This is a genomic window from Bradyrhizobium sp. SRL28, from assembly GCF_018596315.1.
GTDB lineage: Bacteria > Pseudomonadota > Alphaproteobacteria > Rhizobiales > Xanthobacteraceae > Bradyrhizobium.
In genome coordinates this window covers 1-15,843 of sequence record NZ_JAHEAG010000022.1, presented here as the reverse complement: position 1 = coordinate 15,843, position 15,843 = coordinate 1, and the positions used below count along the sequence as shown (strand labels likewise).

At 61.7% G+C, this 15,843-nt stretch carries 11 protein-coding genes; 4 read left to right on the top strand and 7 right to left on the bottom strand.

Annotation, left to right across the window (positions count from 1 at the left end):
* Positions 1-2 precede the first annotated feature (2 nt).
* Entirely contained in the window at positions 3-950 is a 948-nt protein-coding gene (locus tag KIP88_RS30620) for a MoxR family ATPase (protein ID WP_214491864.1), read from the bottom strand.
* A 108-nt stretch (positions 951-1,058) separates the two neighbouring features.
* On the bottom strand, positions 1,059-1,694 hold the full coding sequence (locus tag KIP88_RS30615) for an HAD-IA family hydrolase (RefSeq protein WP_214491863.1): 636 nt from the start codon (positions 1,692-1,694) through the stop codon (positions 1,059-1,061).
* Positions 1,695-1,802: 108 nt separating this feature from the next.
* On the opposite strand from KIP88_RS30615, the gene KIP88_RS30610 reads away from it, so the two are divergent.
* Positions 1,803-2,573 (top strand): trypsin-like serine protease, encoded by a 771-nt coding sequence (locus KIP88_RS30610; RefSeq protein WP_214491862.1) that lies wholly within the window; start codon positions 1,803-1,805, stop codon positions 2,571-2,573.
* Between the two features lie 287 nt (positions 2,574-2,860).
* On the opposite strand, the gene KIP88_RS30605 is transcribed toward KIP88_RS30610, so the two are convergent.
* The 3 genes from KIP88_RS30605 to KIP88_RS30595 all read right to left on the bottom strand — a co-directional run bounded on the left by KIP88_RS30605 (position 2,861) and on the right by KIP88_RS30595 (position 8,226).
* The gene (locus KIP88_RS30605; protein WP_214491861.1) at positions 2,861-5,083 is read right to left on the bottom strand and encodes an acetate--CoA ligase family protein; all 2,223 of its coding nucleotides are present in this window, start codon (positions 5,081-5,083) and stop codon (positions 2,861-2,863) included.
* A gap of 171 nt (positions 5,084-5,254) precedes the next feature.
* Positions 5,255-5,833: a class GN sortase gene (locus KIP88_RS30600; RefSeq protein ID WP_214491860.1), complete on the bottom strand. Its 579-nt coding sequence runs from the start codon at positions 5,831-5,833 to the stop codon at positions 5,255-5,257.
* 113 nt (positions 5,834-5,946) lie between these two features.
* Positions 5,947-8,226, bottom strand: a complete 2,280-nt coding sequence (locus KIP88_RS30595) for a marine proteobacterial sortase target protein (RefSeq protein WP_214491859.1) — start codon at positions 8,224-8,226, stop codon at positions 5,947-5,949.
* Between the two features lie 188 nt (positions 8,227-8,414).
* Between KIP88_RS30595 and KIP88_RS30590 the strand changes: the two genes are divergently transcribed.
* Both KIP88_RS30590 and KIP88_RS30585 read left to right on the top strand, forming a co-directional pair.
* Positions 8,415-9,182, top strand: coding sequence for a helix-turn-helix transcriptional regulator (locus KIP88_RS30590; RefSeq protein WP_214491858.1), 768 nt, complete (start codon positions 8,415-8,417; stop codon positions 9,180-9,182).
* A 168-nt stretch (positions 9,183-9,350) separates the two neighbouring features.
* The gene (locus KIP88_RS30585; protein WP_057841312.1) at positions 9,351-9,560 is read left to right on the top strand and encodes a cold-shock protein; all 210 of its coding nucleotides are present in this window, start codon (positions 9,351-9,353) and stop codon (positions 9,558-9,560) included.
* A 116-nt stretch (positions 9,561-9,676) separates the two neighbouring features.
* On the opposite strand, the gene KIP88_RS30580 is transcribed toward KIP88_RS30585, so the two are convergent.
* Complete coding sequence (locus KIP88_RS30580) at positions 9,677-11,230, bottom strand: long-chain fatty acid--CoA ligase (RefSeq protein ID WP_214491857.1); 1,554 nt, start codon at positions 11,228-11,230, stop codon at positions 9,677-9,679.
* Positions 11,231-11,859: 629 nt separating this feature from the next.
* Positions 11,860-13,428, bottom strand: a complete 1,569-nt coding sequence (locus KIP88_RS30575) for a winged helix-turn-helix domain-containing tetratricopeptide repeat protein (RefSeq protein ID WP_214491856.1) — start codon at positions 13,426-13,428, stop codon at positions 11,860-11,862.
* A 160-nt stretch (positions 13,429-13,588) separates the two neighbouring features.
* Here KIP88_RS30575 and KIP88_RS30570 point away from each other — a divergent pair, with 160 nt between their 5' ends.
* Positions 13,589-14,569 (top strand): tripartite tricarboxylate transporter substrate binding protein, encoded by a 981-nt coding sequence (locus KIP88_RS30570; protein ID WP_214491855.1) that lies wholly within the window; start codon positions 13,589-13,591, stop codon positions 14,567-14,569.
* The last annotated feature ends 1,274 nt before the right edge of the window (positions 14,570-15,843 follow it).

Genomic DNA, 15,843 nt, shown 5'->3' with positions numbered 1-15,843 from the left:
GTCTATCCGAAGACGTTCTGACGCGAGGTCTTGGCGATGAAGGAGGAGACCTGAGGCATGGTGGCCTCGATATCCGCCTCGTATTTCAGGAGAACGTTCAGCGTATCCTTGACCACCTCGTGACCAAGCTCCGGCGCCTGCAGCAGCACCAGCACGCGCGCCCAGTCGATGGTTTCGCTGACTGATGGCAGTTTCTTCAGGTCGAGCGTGCGGACCTCGTGGATGAAACTCACCATCTGCTTGCGCAACGTTTGCGAAATGCCGGGCACCCGGCTCTCGACGATCCGCTCTTCGAGCTTTTGTTCGGGGAAGCCGATATGAAGATGCAGGCAGCGCCGCTTCAGCGCATCGCCAAGGTCGCGCTCGCTGTTCGAGGTCAGGATCACCGTTGGCGCAGCGACGGCGACAACGGTGCCGAGCTCCGGAATCGTCACCTGGAAATCGCTGAGTATTTCCAGCAGCAGCGATTCGAATTCGGCGTCCGACTTATCGATTTCGTCGATCAGCAGCACGCAGCCGGCGGGCTGTTCGAGCGCCTGCAGAAGCGGGCGCGGCTCGACGAACTCCTTGGAGAAGAACACGTCGCCGAAATCGTGAAGCTGATTGAGCGCCGCTTCCAGCGTCGGAGCGCCGCCGAGGACTTCGCCGAGCTTGTCCTTCAGTATCTGCGTGTACAGAAGCTGCTTGGCGTATTTCCACTCGTAGAGCGCCTTGGCCTCGTCGAGCCCCTCATAGCATTGCAGGCGGATCATCTTCATGCCGCGCCAGGCGGCGATCGCTTTTGCAAGTTCCGTCTTGCCGACGCCGGCGGGGCCTTCGACCAGGATGGGTTTTTCGATCTGCTGAGCCAGATAGACCGCGGTCGCGATCTGGCGGCTTGCGATATAGCCTTGCGCCGCAAGACCGCTTTCCACTGCCTCGATCGAGGCCGACGGCCGGTTTTCAGCCACGGGTTTCAACTCCGAATTCTGATAGATTTCGGAATGTTCTGCCTGCGTTCCCGGCAAAGAACAAGCACCGTTTACTCATAGGTGGCGGCAAGTTCCGCCATTTTCCGCCTAACGCAATGCCAGCCCGGTCGCCGCTTCCAGCTCCGTGATGGCCTGCGCCGCGTTGACCACCTTGATCGTGGTCATGCCCATCTCGCGCGCCGGCTTCAGGTTGACGCCGAGGTCGTCGAGATAGACGCAGTTTTTGGGATCGACCTGCAGCGTCTCGACCATCATCCGGTAGATGCGCGGGTCGGGTTTTCGCAGGCCGATCTTCGCGGATTCGATGACGTGGTCGAACAGCGCCATCACCTCGGCGACATAGAGCTTGCGGCCGCTGTGGCTGCCGATGGCGTTGGCGGGCAGGTTGTTGGTGATGCAGCCGGTCTTGAACCGCGCCTTCACGCGCTTGAGCGCTTCGACCATCTCGGGCCGCAGGTCGCCCGACAGCAGCGGCAGCACGTCCTTTCCGCGAACCGCCGCGCCCAGCGCCAGCGATTCGGCCGCGAACAATTCGTCGAAGGCTTCGATGTCGACCTCGGCGCGCTCGAACTTGGCCCAGGCGTTTTCCAGATGGTTGGCGGCGTTGGTGCGCCGGATGATGTCGGCGGGCAGCCCGCGCTCGGTCTCATACCGCGTAAACGCCTCGAACGGCGAGGTGGTCAGCACGCCGCCGAAATCCCAGATCACTGCTTCGATCATCATACCCTGCCTGAAACAAATGTGCTGGCGAGCGGCTAACACGAATTATCAGCTGGAACCAGTGCGATCGGGCGCTTGGCGACATGCGCCGCGCGGGTTATTGCTGCGTCGATGAACATCCTGCCTCGCCTCGCCGGCCATATTGCCGGCCTTGCCCTGCTGCTATCCGTTCCCGCGCACGCTATCGTCGGCGGCGGTGCGCCGTCGACGGAAGGTGTGGCCCGCTCGGTCGTTACCATCGTCGGCTCGCGCGGTAATTTTTGCACCGGTGCGTTGATCGCGCCGAAGCTGGTGCTGACAGCGGCGCATTGCGTGCCATCAGGCGCGGACTACAAGATCGTCGAATATGGCGCGGACCGGCAGCCGTCGCTGCAGGACGTGAAGAGCGTCGCCATTCATCCCGGCTTCAACATGCAGGCCATGCAGGCGCATCGTGCGACGGCGGATGTCGCGTTGCTGCAATTGGCGGCGTCGCCGAAGGGAAAGATTTCGGCCGCGCTCGGATCGCCCAACATCCCGATCAATGTTGGCAGCCGTTTTACCATCGCCGGCATCGGCGTGACCGTGCGCGGCGACGGCAAGAGCGGCGGCACCATCCGCGTCGCCGGTCTGGTCGCGACCGGCAGACCGGGGACGTTGCAGATCAGGCTTGTCGATCCCGTGGGGCAGGGCACGCGTGAGGGGCTCGGCGCGTGCACCGGAGATTCCGGCGCGCCTGTCTTCGAGGACAAGCAAAGCGGCCCCGTCATCGTCGGTGTGGTGAGCTGGTCGACCGGGCCGAACGGCTCGGCGGGCTGCGGCGGCATGACCGGGGTTACGCCGCTGACGCTGTATCGGGACTGGATACTGCAGGCCGCGCAGAAATGGGGCGTGGGGATATAGTTTGCTCGGTGCCGTAGGGTGGGCAAAGGCGCACTTGCGCCGTGCCCACCATCCAACACCACGCTCGCGATGGTGGTCACGCTACGCTTTGCCCACCCTACGGCTTCCGCAGACGGCGCGGCACCGGGGCGCGGGTTGTAGGAATTTCCGTCGTCCCTGCGAACGCAGGGACCCATACCGCGTGATCTATCGATCGGATGCGGTGGTCGAGACTTCCCATACGACAAGCGCCGGTGGTTATGGGTCCCTGCGTTCGCAGGGACGACGATGACCACTGAGCCAGCCACCTAATGCTTCGCCGCCTTGTTCGCGGCGGCGTTGTTGAGCACGATCAGGCCGTCGACGGCGACGCCGACCTTGCTGTTGATCAAAAACGGATTGACGTCGATCGACGCGATGCGGTTGCCGGCATCGGCCATCAGATTGGAGAGACCGACCAGCGCCTTCACGGCGGAAGGCTCATGCAGCGCCGGCTTGCCGCGATAGCCCTTCATCTTCACGCCGGCCTTGGTCTTGGCGATCAATTGCTTCGCCTCGGCTTCATCCAGCGGCGCGCCGGCGAGGGCGACATCCTTCATCAGTTCGATATCGACGCCGCCGGTGCCGAACAGCACCACCGGCCCCATTTCGGCGTCGAGCGAGGCGCCGACCACGAGTTCGAGGTCGGCCTTGACCTGCTGCGCGATCAAAATGCCTTCGAGTTTCGGCTTGCTCTTGATCTTCTTCACCCGCGCGGTGATGTCGTTGAATGCCTTTTTCACCTCGGCTGCGCTGTTGAGGTTCAGTACCACGCCGCCGATGTCTGACTTGTGCAGGATGTCGGCGCTGACGACTTTTGCCACGACGGGGAAGCCGATCTTCTTGGCGATCTTCACCGCTTCGGCAGCAGTCTGCGCGATCTCTTCCTTTGAAACGGGAATGCCGTAGGCCTTGAGCAGCTTCTTCGAGGCGACCTCGTCCAGCGCCGCGGCGCCATTGGCGTTCTTAAGCGCCTTCTCCAGCATCGCGCGCGCCGAAGCCTTCGAGCTCGAGACGATGTCGGGCACTTCCTTGCGCAGGGAAGAATATTCAATCAGCGACTTGATGGCGCCGACCGCGCGGTCGAGCCCCTGCATGACCGCGATATTCGGCAGCGATTTGCGCAAGGCCTTGGTGAACTCGGTGAACCCGATCGACATCGCGCTGATATAGACCACGGGCTTGCTGGCGGCGCCCGCCATCTCGTTGACGATCCGTAAGTTGCGCTCGCGCAGTTCATGCGGCGCCTTCGGCAGTTCGGCGTCGATGATGACGATGTCGGTGTCGGGATCGTCGATCATGATCTTGATCGAGTTCATGTAGACCGAAGGGTCTACGACCGCGGCAAAACCGGCATCGAGGGGATTGCCGACGATGCTGCCCGGACCGAGCATCTTTGCCAGTTGCTCGGTCGCATTCGGGCTGAGCGGCGCAAAATTCAGGCCGGCCGAATAGAACGCGTCGATCAGGAGGCCGCGCTTGCCGCCGGATAGCGACACCGCGGCGAGGCGATTGCTCTTCGGCGGCTCGGCATGCACGAAACATTCGGTGGTCTCGATCAATTCGTCGAGCCCGCGGACGCGGATCACGCCCTCGCGCGTCGAGATTGCGTCAAATGTTTCGATCGAGCCGGCGAGTGCGCCGGTATGCGCCATCGCGGCGGCACGACCACCTTCGGAGGCACCAAGTTTCAGCGCGATGACCGGCTTGCCGGCAGCACGCGCGGCCTTGCAGGCCTCCCGAAACACCTTCGTGTTCCGGACGCCTTCGAGATAGACCACGATGACGCGGATCGAGGGATCAGCCGCGAAGTACGCCATCAGGTCGGGCGTCTCGAGGCCGGTCTCGTTGCCGGTCGTGACCATGTAGCCGACGCCGACGCCGCGATCTTCCAGCGTTTGGCGGATCGCCATCACGATCGCGCCGGATTGGCCGGCGATCGCGACCGGGCCAGCTTCCATGGTGACGATACGATCGTCGATATTGGTGAACAGCTTTTCGCCCGCGCTCAGATTGCCGAGGCAGTTCGGGCCGGTGACGGCAAGGCCGGTCTCTTTCACGGCTTGCTTCAGTTCGTCAGCAAGTCGCTGGCTGTCCTCGTCCTGCAACTCGCTGAAGCCCGAGGTGACGATGGTGGCGGAGCGCGCGCCGGCGGCGGCAGCATCGCGGATCACCTGCACCGCGAAACGCGCCGGCACCAGCACCAGCACATGATCGGGCTTTTCGGGAAGGCTCGCAAAATCCTTGTAGCAGGGCACGCCCCAGATCGTTTCGCGCTTGGCGTTGACCGGGAACAGCCCGCCTTCGTACTTGTACTTGATCAGATTGTTCCAGATGCGCTCGGCATAGTTGCCGGGCTTGTCGGTGGCGCCGACCAGTACGATATTGCGCGGGTGCAGCATCGCATGGATGCTTTTGACGATGTCGCTGGCATCAGGCGAAGGCGACCATTTTTCGATCGCGTGCGATGCGGTGCTTGCCTGAGCGTCCATGGTTATCCCTTAACTCTGTTGTTTTCTTTGGCCGCGGTGGTCGAGGACGAATGCCGCGCCATGATGTTCTTATGATTGGGACCTTTTTATTGAGACTTGGCGGGAGTGGCAACACGCGTTGCGCGCGCAGCGCCATTCGCACCGCGCACGATATCCCGGCTCGCGGAGAATTCAGCGTGAACTCGGCGCGTCCCCGAGCATCGTAGCGTGCACAAGATAGCGCTCGGGCCCCTGCGCCAGCGCGTCGAACGGCCAGCAGGTCGACAACACCAGTTGATATTCGTCCGTGAGCGGATCGATACCGGAGGCATCGAACCGCACGACCGAGGTGGCGTCCACCCGGTAATGGAATTGTTTGCCGTCGCTTCGCATCACGTTGATCTCATCACCGACGACGACGTTCTTCAGGAAAGCGAAGTGCGTATCGCGATGCGCCGAATAAACGGCCACGCCGCGTTCGCCGGCATCGGGCGTGCCCTCGACATGCCCCGGACCGAACGCGAGCGCCTGTCCGCTGCTGCCAGCGAGCACGATGGCGCGGGCATCGATCCGCTTCACTTCGATGCGAGCTACCGGCCATGTATCTGCCCATGACCAGGGCTTTGTCTCGCGCCCGGTGGCGATGGTTTGTTCAAAGGCGCGCTCAAGCAAGACCTGCGCAACCAGCGCCTTGGCGTGGATGTAGGCGCCCTGGCCGAACAGGATCAGGCCGGCGAGGGCAAGCAGGAGAGGGAGGATGAAGCGGGGCATTATGTTGGCTTTCCCGTCATTGAGAAAGCGGCGCGCGCGGCCTTGGGGGGACGGGTGGAGCCGCGCGCGCTCTGGAAAGAGGAGGTTGGGGAGGCCTCCTCCTTCAGTCGACGTCAACGCAGTGACATCTGACGTCGATGTCGATTGAACACCAACAGGATCAGGCTGAAAGTGAGCAGGATCACGCCCGCAATCATCTTCAGTTCAGCGTCAGTCGCCGTCCGCGGCAGTGTGACGGTGCTGGGCGCCTGGGTGGCGACGGGCTGTACGCGTTTCAGCGCCGCGATCTGGACCCGCGCCTCGTCCGCATTCGCGCGCCGTTCCGTTGGCGTCACCGGGGCGCGTGGGCGCTCGCCGAACACCTTTTCAAAGTCCCAACCGGCCGGCAGGTTGATCGGCAGTTCCGCGACCTTGAGCGGCTCGCCTTCCGGACGGCTCGGAGTCTTGTCGACCGCAACCAGGCTGGTCAGTCGCGTGACGAGCTGATGCTCGAGCGCCAGCGCCAGAATGGTCCTGTCGGCATCGTCCGGGCTCGCCTGCCGCGTGGTGCGCGCAACCTCTGCATCCGCGATCTTGCGCCGCGCCCAGAGTTTGGATAGGCCCTTGCCTTCGGCGGCGTTCGCCAGCGGAAGGGTGACGACCCAGGGACGGTCGCCGATGCGGCCCTTGATCTCGACCGAGCCTGCGAGCTTGTCGAGCTTGGCCGCGAGAACCAGCGGCTCGTCGCGATAGACGTCGGGGATTGCGACGGGCGTGATATCGGTCGCGGCATGGGAGAATTTTGCGGTGAGATTTGTCACTGCGGGATTCTCAAGTTTGGCGAAGAGCCCGCGCATACGCTCCTCGACCTGCTCGACCGAACCGATATACGTGAAGGTGCCGCGGCCGAGTTCGGCGGCGCGCGTCATAAGGTAGGTGTTCGGCGCCGAGCCGATGCCGACCATGAAGATGCGCGAGCGGCCACGCAGCGCGTTGATGGTTTCGAACAGTTGCTGCTCGTTGCCGATCGCGCCGTCGGTCAGGAAGATGACCTGCCGGACGTAGTTGGCATCGCCGGCATTGTCGGACAGCGCCGCGCGCATCGCCGGCACCATTTCGGTGCCGCCATTGGCCTGCAGCCCGCCGACAAAGGAGGTGGCCCGGCCGATATGCTCGCCGTCGGCCGGCACGGCTGACGGGAACAGCACGTCCATGGTGTGATCGAACCGGATCACGTTGAAACGGTCGTTCGGCTGCAGGCGGCCGAGCGCGTAAATGAGGCTCGCCTTGGCCTGAATGATTGAGACGCCGCCCATCGAGCCGGAATTGTCGATCACGAAGATGACTTCGCGCGGTAATGGCTTTTGCTGGGCCTGTTCGACCGACGGCGGCGTGACGAAGGCGAGCAGGTAATCGCTGTCGCCGACGCGCTCGCGGAACAGTCCTACCGACGGCGCCTTCTCGGCCACAGGCTTCCAGGTCAGCTCGAAATCGCGGTCCGCCGGCACGGGGCCTTCGGCAAGGCGAATGTTGCTCGTGTTGGCGTCAGCCTTTTCCGTCTTGATCGCATGATGATGGCTCTTGATCTCGCCGAGCGGGAAGCCGGCCTGCAGCCGCACGGTGATGCGGGTCGGATTAACAGGCGCGTTGGTCGCGGGGTCGAGCACGTCGGGCGAGATGCGGTTGCGATCCGGCACGGGATCGGATTTGGCCGAACCCCAGCCGCCGCCGTCGGCGCGGAAGTCGACGCTTTGCACGACGGGTGCGGGATTGTAGCGCGGCGCGACCACCATCGGCACCCGCAGCGAGAACTCGTTGCCGGATTGTGCGACAGGCTCCTGATATTCGATCTGCACCAGCACGGTTTCGCCGGGGCCGATATTGGCGACCGAGTTGGTGAAGATGTTCGGCCGCTCCTGCTCGGTCAGCGCCGCCTTCTGTCCGTTCTGCTTCGCCTGTTCGTAGATGATCTTGGCCTGCTGCCGCTCCTTGATGTCGCCGACCACGACGCGATCGCCGATCACCATCTTCAGCGTATCGACCGCGCCGCCCGACGGCAGCGGATAGACGTAGATTGCTTCGACCCAGTCTGTCGTCGGATTACGGAAAATCTGGGTGACGCGGGCGCGCACCGTGGGACCGGATACGGTGAGATCGACATCGATGCCGAGCCGCGACGCATCGGCGTAACCTTCCTCGTTCTTGATGAGCAACGAACCAGAGCGCGCGTCGCCCGGCTTGAGATAGTTGGCGGGAAGGTGTTCCGCCGACCAGACCGGCTCAAAGCTCAGAAATAATGCCGCAAACCCGACCAGGATTACGGCAACGCCTTGCATCACAAAGAACAGCACCAGCCTGATCAGGCCGGGCTGTTCGCTGGGTTTATCAGCCTCAATTTCGTCGCATGTCGTCATGTCGCTCACTCCCGAACGGCGATTTCGCCGTGGTGTGAGGGTGTGGAATTCAGCGATTTGGCGCGAGCGGAATGATCGGCCTTGTTCGGCCACAGGCCTGCGCGGTCCGCCATGGCCGGAACGGTTTTGTGCGGGTTTGTGATGGATTGTGCGTCTGCTAGACTGGCCGCGCGAAACCAGGGGTAACGATGCCAGCGCCGGACAAGCAGCTTTCCGCCGAGCAGAGCCGGCAGATCGCCGACACCATTCGTGAGGAAATCGCCCGTCGCCGCATTTCCCGGCAATCGCTGGCGGAGCTTGCAAAACTCAGCCTTTCGACATTGGAGAAGGTGCTTGGCGGCCGCCGCCCGTTCACGCTCGCCACTACCGTGCGGCTCGAGCAGGCGCTCGGTGTTTCCCTGCGCAAGACGCCCGACGCACCGGCGCCCGCCGCGCCCAATGGGAACGGCGACATCGCGCCCGATGGCTTGGGGGCCTATTCGCGCCGCGCGGTGGCCTGGATCGAGGGGACCTATGTCACGGTGCGCCCTTCGTTCGGCGACAAGGACGCGATCTTCGCCTACCGCACCGAGATCACCTGGGACAATGCGGCGTCCTCGCTGGTTTTTCACGAGAGCGAGCGGCAGGACGCGGCCTTCACCCAGTTCGGCGAAGTGGCGGTGCCGAACCAGTCGAGACACATCTATCTCGTCACCAATCGCCACGGCCAGCATCGCCTGATCACGGTGGCGCACCTGGCAATTTCGGGCGAGATGTACGGGATCATCACGACGCTGCTCGCGGGCCGCGGCTCGTTGCTGACGCCGATCGCGGCGCCGATCGCCTATTTGCCGATCAAGATGGTCGCTAACCCCACCTTTGGCAGGGTTTTGGCCGATGATCTCAATTACGCGCAATATCGCCAGCATTTGCGGCGGACGACTGATGAATCGTTCGCGCTGTTCCTGCCTGGGTAGGCCTTGCATTCCCGGTGAAACAGACTATATGGCTCTCATTCGAATTATCGCTCTGCCTTGTTGACCACGCCGAACCGGCTCCAATCCCCAAGACATCGTTGAAATCGGATCAAGCCTGCGCGGAGGTCGTGCGGGCAAAGCGCTTTCGCGCATCTTGGAGATAGTTACATGGCTACCGGAACAGTTAAGTGGTTCAACGCGACCAAGGGTTTTGGCTTCATTCAGCCCGATGATGGCAGCACCGACGTTTTCGTCCACATCAGTGCCGTCGAACGTGCGGGTCTGAGCTCGCTCAACGAAGGTCAGAAGATCTCGTTCGAAGCGAAGAAGGACCCGATGCGCGGCAAGACAAGCGCCGAGAACCTTCGCGTCGATTAAAGGTTGCCGATTCGGGATTTCCACGGATGTACTGGGATCCTCTGATTGGCTTCTGATACAAGAGCCCGCCGGTGATGAACCGGCGGGCTTTTCGTTTGTCGCATGCCGGCGCACGATCATGAAGCAATGGCCGCTTTGTCGGTCGGCTTCGGCGCGCTGAAATTCTTTCGCAATGTCGGCTTGTGGATTTTCCCCGTAGCGTTGCGCGGCAGGGCGTCGACGAATTCGATCAGGCGCGGACATTTGAACCGCGCCAGATTGGCCTGGCAGTGCGCATGGATCTCCTCTGGCCGGAGCGTATGGCCGGGCTTGACCGCCACGATCGCCATGCCGACCTCACCCCATTGCTCGTTCGGGATACCGATCACGGCCGCTTCGGCGATTGCCGTGAGCTGATGCAGCACGCTCTCGACTTCGGCCGGATAGACGTTCTCGCCGCCGGAAATGTACATGTCCTTCCAGCGGTCGACGATGTAGTAGAATCCTTCCTCGTCGACGTGCGTGGCATCGCCGGTGTGCAGCCAGCCATCGGTGAATGATGACGCGTTGGCATCCGGCCTGTTCCAGTAGCCGGGCGTGACGTTCGGTCCCCTGACCCAGAGTTCGCCGAGTTCGCCGATATCGGCGTCCGTCCCGTCCGGACGAACGATCCGCACTTCCGTGTGCAGCACCGGCTTGCCGGACGAGCCGGCCTTGCGTTCGGCGTCCTCGCGGTCGAGCACCAGCACCGCGGGAGACGTCTCGGTCATGCCATAGCCCTGCTGCAGGGCGACGCCGCGTTCTTCCCACACTTTCAGGAGCGGTACCGGCATCGGCGCGCCGCCGACCCCGCCGATCACGAGGCGGCTGAAATCGGACGTCGCGAATGAAGGATGCTGCGCCATGAACTGGTAGATCGCGGGAACGCCGAAGAATTGGGTAATGCCCCAGGATGGGTCGCTGATTAGCTGCAGCGCCACGCCGGGATCGAATGTGCGCATGATCAATACGGTGCCGCCGGCATGCAGCACCGGGTTGGTGTAGCAATTGAGCCCGCCGGTATGGAACAGCGGCAGCACGGTGAGCAGCACCGTCGACGGCGAGACGTAGGCGGGGCCGCCGAGGTTGACGCAATTCCAGAACGTCATGCCGTGGGTGATGATCGCGCCCTTGGGCTGACCTGTCGTGCCCGACGTGTACATGATGGTCGAGATGTCAGCGAGCGTGACCATCTCCGCGTGATCGAGCGGCGTCGAAGCCGCGATTGCCGCCTCGTAGGAACCGCCGGCGCCGAGCAGCAGCGCGGACGAGACGTTGCAGAGCTTTGCGACCGTGAGTGCGACCTCGGCGAGATCAGTGTCGTGGATCATCACTTTCGGCGAGGCGTCGCCGACAATGAATTGCAGTTCGGGAACGGTGAGACGGGTGTTCAGCGGTAGGAACACTGCGCCGATCCGGAAACAGGCGAACTGCACTTCCAGCGTATCCGTCGTGTTCAGCGCCAGCACCGCGACGCGGTCGCCGCGCGTGACACCGAGTTTGTCGCGCAGGTGCGTGGCAAGCCGCGAGATGCGCGCGTCGAACTGCGCGTAGGAAAGCCGGCGATCGCTGGCGAGGTCGATGGCCGCGATCTTGTCCGGCGTGCGGCGGCCGAAATGCGCGATCCAGTCGTAATAGCGAACCGACGACATGCTTCCTCCACGTCCAGCGGTCTCGCGCCGCCTGGTTTGCTTGATGGCATTCTGTCTAGCAGATGAGGGGTCATATGGGGACGCTGTCTTGCGTGGAGTGGCTGGCGGATGACACGGCTTCACGATCTCGCGGCCCGATTTGCCCGAGGCTTGCTATCGAATTTCCTTACCCTCCAAAGAGAGGGCGCAGGGAATGCCGGGTGCACGCTGCACCCGCGGTCTCGTGTGCAAAAGTGTGCAAAAAGGCGCACACGAGCATACAGGTTCAGCGGAGGCATCCGACATTCCCTGCGCAATGGTTTTACGGCTTATATCGTGCTCTCCCCGGCGGGCCGGGCTCGTTGTCACCGTCGCCTCGCGGATATCGCGCTCGATCCAATTGGATCGATGCGCAACCGCGAGACTTGACGCCAGCATCGGGGCGTCAGGACCACACGATTTTGCCGTACGCATCCGTGCCGTACGTCCAAGGCACATCCGCGTCCATCGCATCCCATCCCGCGCTTGTGACGATCGCGAAACGCCCCTCGTATCGGGACGGGACCAAATCGATATATTTCTGATTTGGCCTTCGCGTCAACGGAAATTTCGGAAAATCAGAAATTTACCCGGGCTCCAATCCTCGCGATTCATCCTTCAGGTAATCCTGCTCTACGCATGCCCTCGCCAATCCGCGCACGCTGCGCGAGACAGGTCGGATTGTCCGTGGGCGAACTGGCGTGGAAGTGGGCGAGAGTGAAATTAGGATCGAGGGCGAGTCCCGCCTGTACCGAAGCCCGCGCTTCCTCGATCCGCCCGAGATGAGCCAACGCCGCGGCAAGGAAGAAGTGAACGAACGGGGCGACATTCCGGTTGGTCTCGATGGATCGCCTGTACCAGCAGGCAGCAGCTTCGTCGGCCGCAAGATATGATTGCGCGGCGCCCGCTATATTCATCCAGCTGAACGCTCTGTTGTCACGGGGAGAAAGCCGAAATGCATTCATGACGTAGGCCTCAGTTTCCTCGGCTCGACCGAGATAACATTTGCCGAGCCCGATCCACGCGTAAGCGGTGGCCAGATTTCGATCCAGCGCCAACGCGCGCTCACATTCGGCGATTCCCTGAGCGGCGCGTTTGGTGAAGATCTGGACGACGCCCATGAGGCAATGCGCCATGGCGTGGTTTGGCTTGTGGGCAAGCACCTTGGCCAAAGTCGTTTCGGCCGCCATCAGGCGCGCGGTCCGGTCGCCGGTCAGCATGGACGTTCCCCGCGTGGCATCGACGAATGCTGTGCCAACCATTGCGTCAACATTGCCGGCGTCCAGGCAGAGCGCCTGTTCGAAGAATTCGCGCGCTTGCGACAGGTTTACAGGATCCGATCCCCGGTTCACATACGCCATGCCCTGGAAATACAGGTCCATCGAATCCGGATGGGGCGCCCGCGCCGCGCGTCGAGCCTCCATCGTAACCAGCTCCGTTCCCAACTGGTTGGCGAGGCGCGCGCCAAGTTCGTCCTGCATGTCAAAAAGATCGGCGATCGGCTTGTCGAATCGTTCGGCCCAAAGATGGTTGCCTGTTTCGGCATCGATGAGCTGAACGTTGATGCGCATGCGGCTTGCAACACGCTGCACGGAGCCCTCAAGGACATAGCGAACGCCAAGTTCCCGACCGATTTGCTTCAGATCGACATGCCTTCCTTTGTAGGTGAACGCTGTGTTGCGGCCGATCACGAAGATGCCAACCATGCGCGACAGATCCGTGGTCAGGCTCTCGGTCACGCCATCGGTGAAATATTCCTGCTCGGGATCAGGGCTGAGATTGGCGAACGGCAAGATGACTAGCGAAGGTCTGTCAGGGGCGGCAAAGCCCGGTTCCGGCGAGCCGCTCGCCGTTGCGCCCGCCGGCCCGGCCGTTTCGTGCACCGTGCCGATGAAACGGACGCCTTTGCGCGGAAAGGTCTTGATGAGCCGCTGTTCGTCTCCGGAATCACCAATCGCCTTCCGCGCAGCATTCAGGCGGGTAGTTACGGCCACATCCGAAACGACGCGGCCTTCCCAAATGGCGCTTATGAGGTCGTCCCTGCTGACAACGCGTTCCCGGTTGTCGATCAGATAATCAAGCAGGTCAAATACCTTCGGCGCAACAGCAATGACCTCCGTCCCGCGACGCAGCTCGCGCCGGTCGGTATCGAATGCGTAATTTTCAAAAATATAGCGCAAGCCACTTCCCCGAGCGGCGGTCAATCCTCGAAATTCCTATGCCTGAAAGAATAAGCTGACGGTAAGGAAAAAGTAAGCCGGATGCCAAGCATATCATGCGCTGTCGTGGTACAGCCAAAGGTAGAGCCACGCGCGAACAAATTAGTTGGGGAGACAGTTGATGATCACACGTCGTGATTTGTTGACCGTGTCGGCGGTCAGTGTCGCGTTCTCCTCTACTGGCCTCGTGCCGCCGGCCATCGCACAACCGCTCGCAAAAACCGCGCACATCCTGACGGGCTTCACGCCCGGGCTGCAAGACGCCATGGCAAGGCTGATCGCCGGCCAAATGAGAGACTATGCCCAGACGATTGTCGTCGAGACCCGGCCGGGTGCGGCTGGCCGGGTCGCGGTGGAGGCCGTGAAGACCGCTGACGCCGACGGATCGGTGATATTGATGGCGCCGCTTGGATTCATGATGCTGTTCCCGCACGTCTACAAGACGCTCAGATATGAGCCGCAGGATTTTGCGCCGGTATCGACCGTCGCTTCAACCCCGACATTGCTGACGGTAGGTCGGAAGGTGCCGGATGACGTAAGAACCCTTGCCGATTTCATCGCGTGGTGCCGCGCCAACCCAAAGCTTGCGAGCTACGGCACAGCTGGTGTTGGAACGACGCTGTATTTCCTCGGTGCGATGCTGGGGCGCGCTGCGGGCTTCGAATTCCTTCACGTGCCCTATCAGGGCAACGGCTCGATTCAGGATCTGCTCAAAGGCGAGATCGCATCGGCCATTATGCCGATCGCCAGTTCTCTGGGCCTCGTTCAATCCGGTGATCTTCGGGCGCTGGCGACCACCGGGCCGCGCCGCAGTTCATTCCTGCCCGGCGTACCGACAGTGGCGGAAGCGGGCTATCCGTCGCTTGAGGACCTCACATGGTACGGGTTTTTCGTTCCTGCGAAGACACCGGCAAATATCGTCGAAAGGCTCAATAGCGCTGTACAAACGGCACTGCGCACCGACGAGGTAAAATCCGGCATGACAAAATTGGGCGTTGAGATTGATGCAATCGCCATGGGAGAACTTTCCCGGCTGATCGCTTCCGAATCCGAACGGTGGAAAGGGATTGTGCGAACAACGGGGTTCACACCGACGGATTGAAATTCACGAGCCGTCAAGACGATTTCATGGTGTACCAGTCTTGGCTCTCTGCGGAAGTCGGCTGTCGTTGATCTCACGCAGTTCCTATGGTGGTTCTCTGAAATGCCACTCGTCATTCCGGCGCTCGATAGAGGTCGTGGCGGTTCGCTTGAGACGTGTACTTTCAGCAGCTCGATAGGTCGCAGACTTCCAATACCCTCAATGATTTTTCTAAAACACAGTTGGAAAACCCACTGCTGCCAACGCAGTCATCGATCGCTTTGTTAGTTTGATCTGTCACACAGCGTGAGTAATTGTGGCCCTTGTCTTCCCCGAATTTCTGCCGAAATTTAGCGAGGCAGGATTTGCTCGCTTTTCCAGTCTGCGCGATCCACCTGTCACGATCGATTGGCTCCGCCTGCGCAAGAAGCGTCGACCCAAGCAACATCGCGATGACCAAAGCATATCGCATGTTCTTATCCCGCCGGTTAAATCGGACAGACATCGAGCAGCGCAGCCACGAGGTCCGCTTTGCCCTCTGGACCGGACATCGTCAGTCGAGCCGGCAATGTCCTTAAGGTACCACAAGCAGGCATCAGTTCGATTTTGACGGTGAGGACTCTAGGTCGTTGGAAAGCCTTAACGAGGTCGGGTGTGCCGAACGCCGTGCGTGCGGTGCGGAGGCTTCTGTTTTCGATGCTGTGTTGTCGGCTGCGTTGCCTTTGGAGGCTGCGGAGGTTGCGGCCAGTAGGCACAGCCGAAGCTACAGGCACAGCCGGCACCGCATCCGGCGGCCAGCCTTGGTTTTTGGAAGAGCGGTGGTGGTCCAGTATTTTCCTTGTCGAAGACATGGAACGTCGCCAAATTGACGTCGGAGATTTCCTCCTCGCCAAGAAAGATTTCGTGCTTCTGCGAGGGCGGTGATGGATTCGCCGACGCTTCGCTGGTTGAGGCGCACGCACCGCTTGCCATCGAGAGAGACATGCCGGCAAACCCTAAGGCGGGTAAGGCTTTGCTCCGACGCTTGTCTATGGAAGAGCGCTTCGGCATGGCACGATTCTCCCACGTGCTTGGGCATACTGAACTAAACCGGCGTGATGAAATCCGACCGAGCTAGTTCCAGTAAAGACCAATGATGGCGGTGGAGGTTATGCCGACCCCGGCGGCGGTCAAGCCTTTGGCCAAGCGGGAAGCCGACTTCAGCGACGATAGATGACGGCCTTGATCCGATGTAGCTAAGTAGCCCCGCCCCGACCGAGTGTCCGCTTCGGGTCGGACTCAGCGTCTTAGCGCTC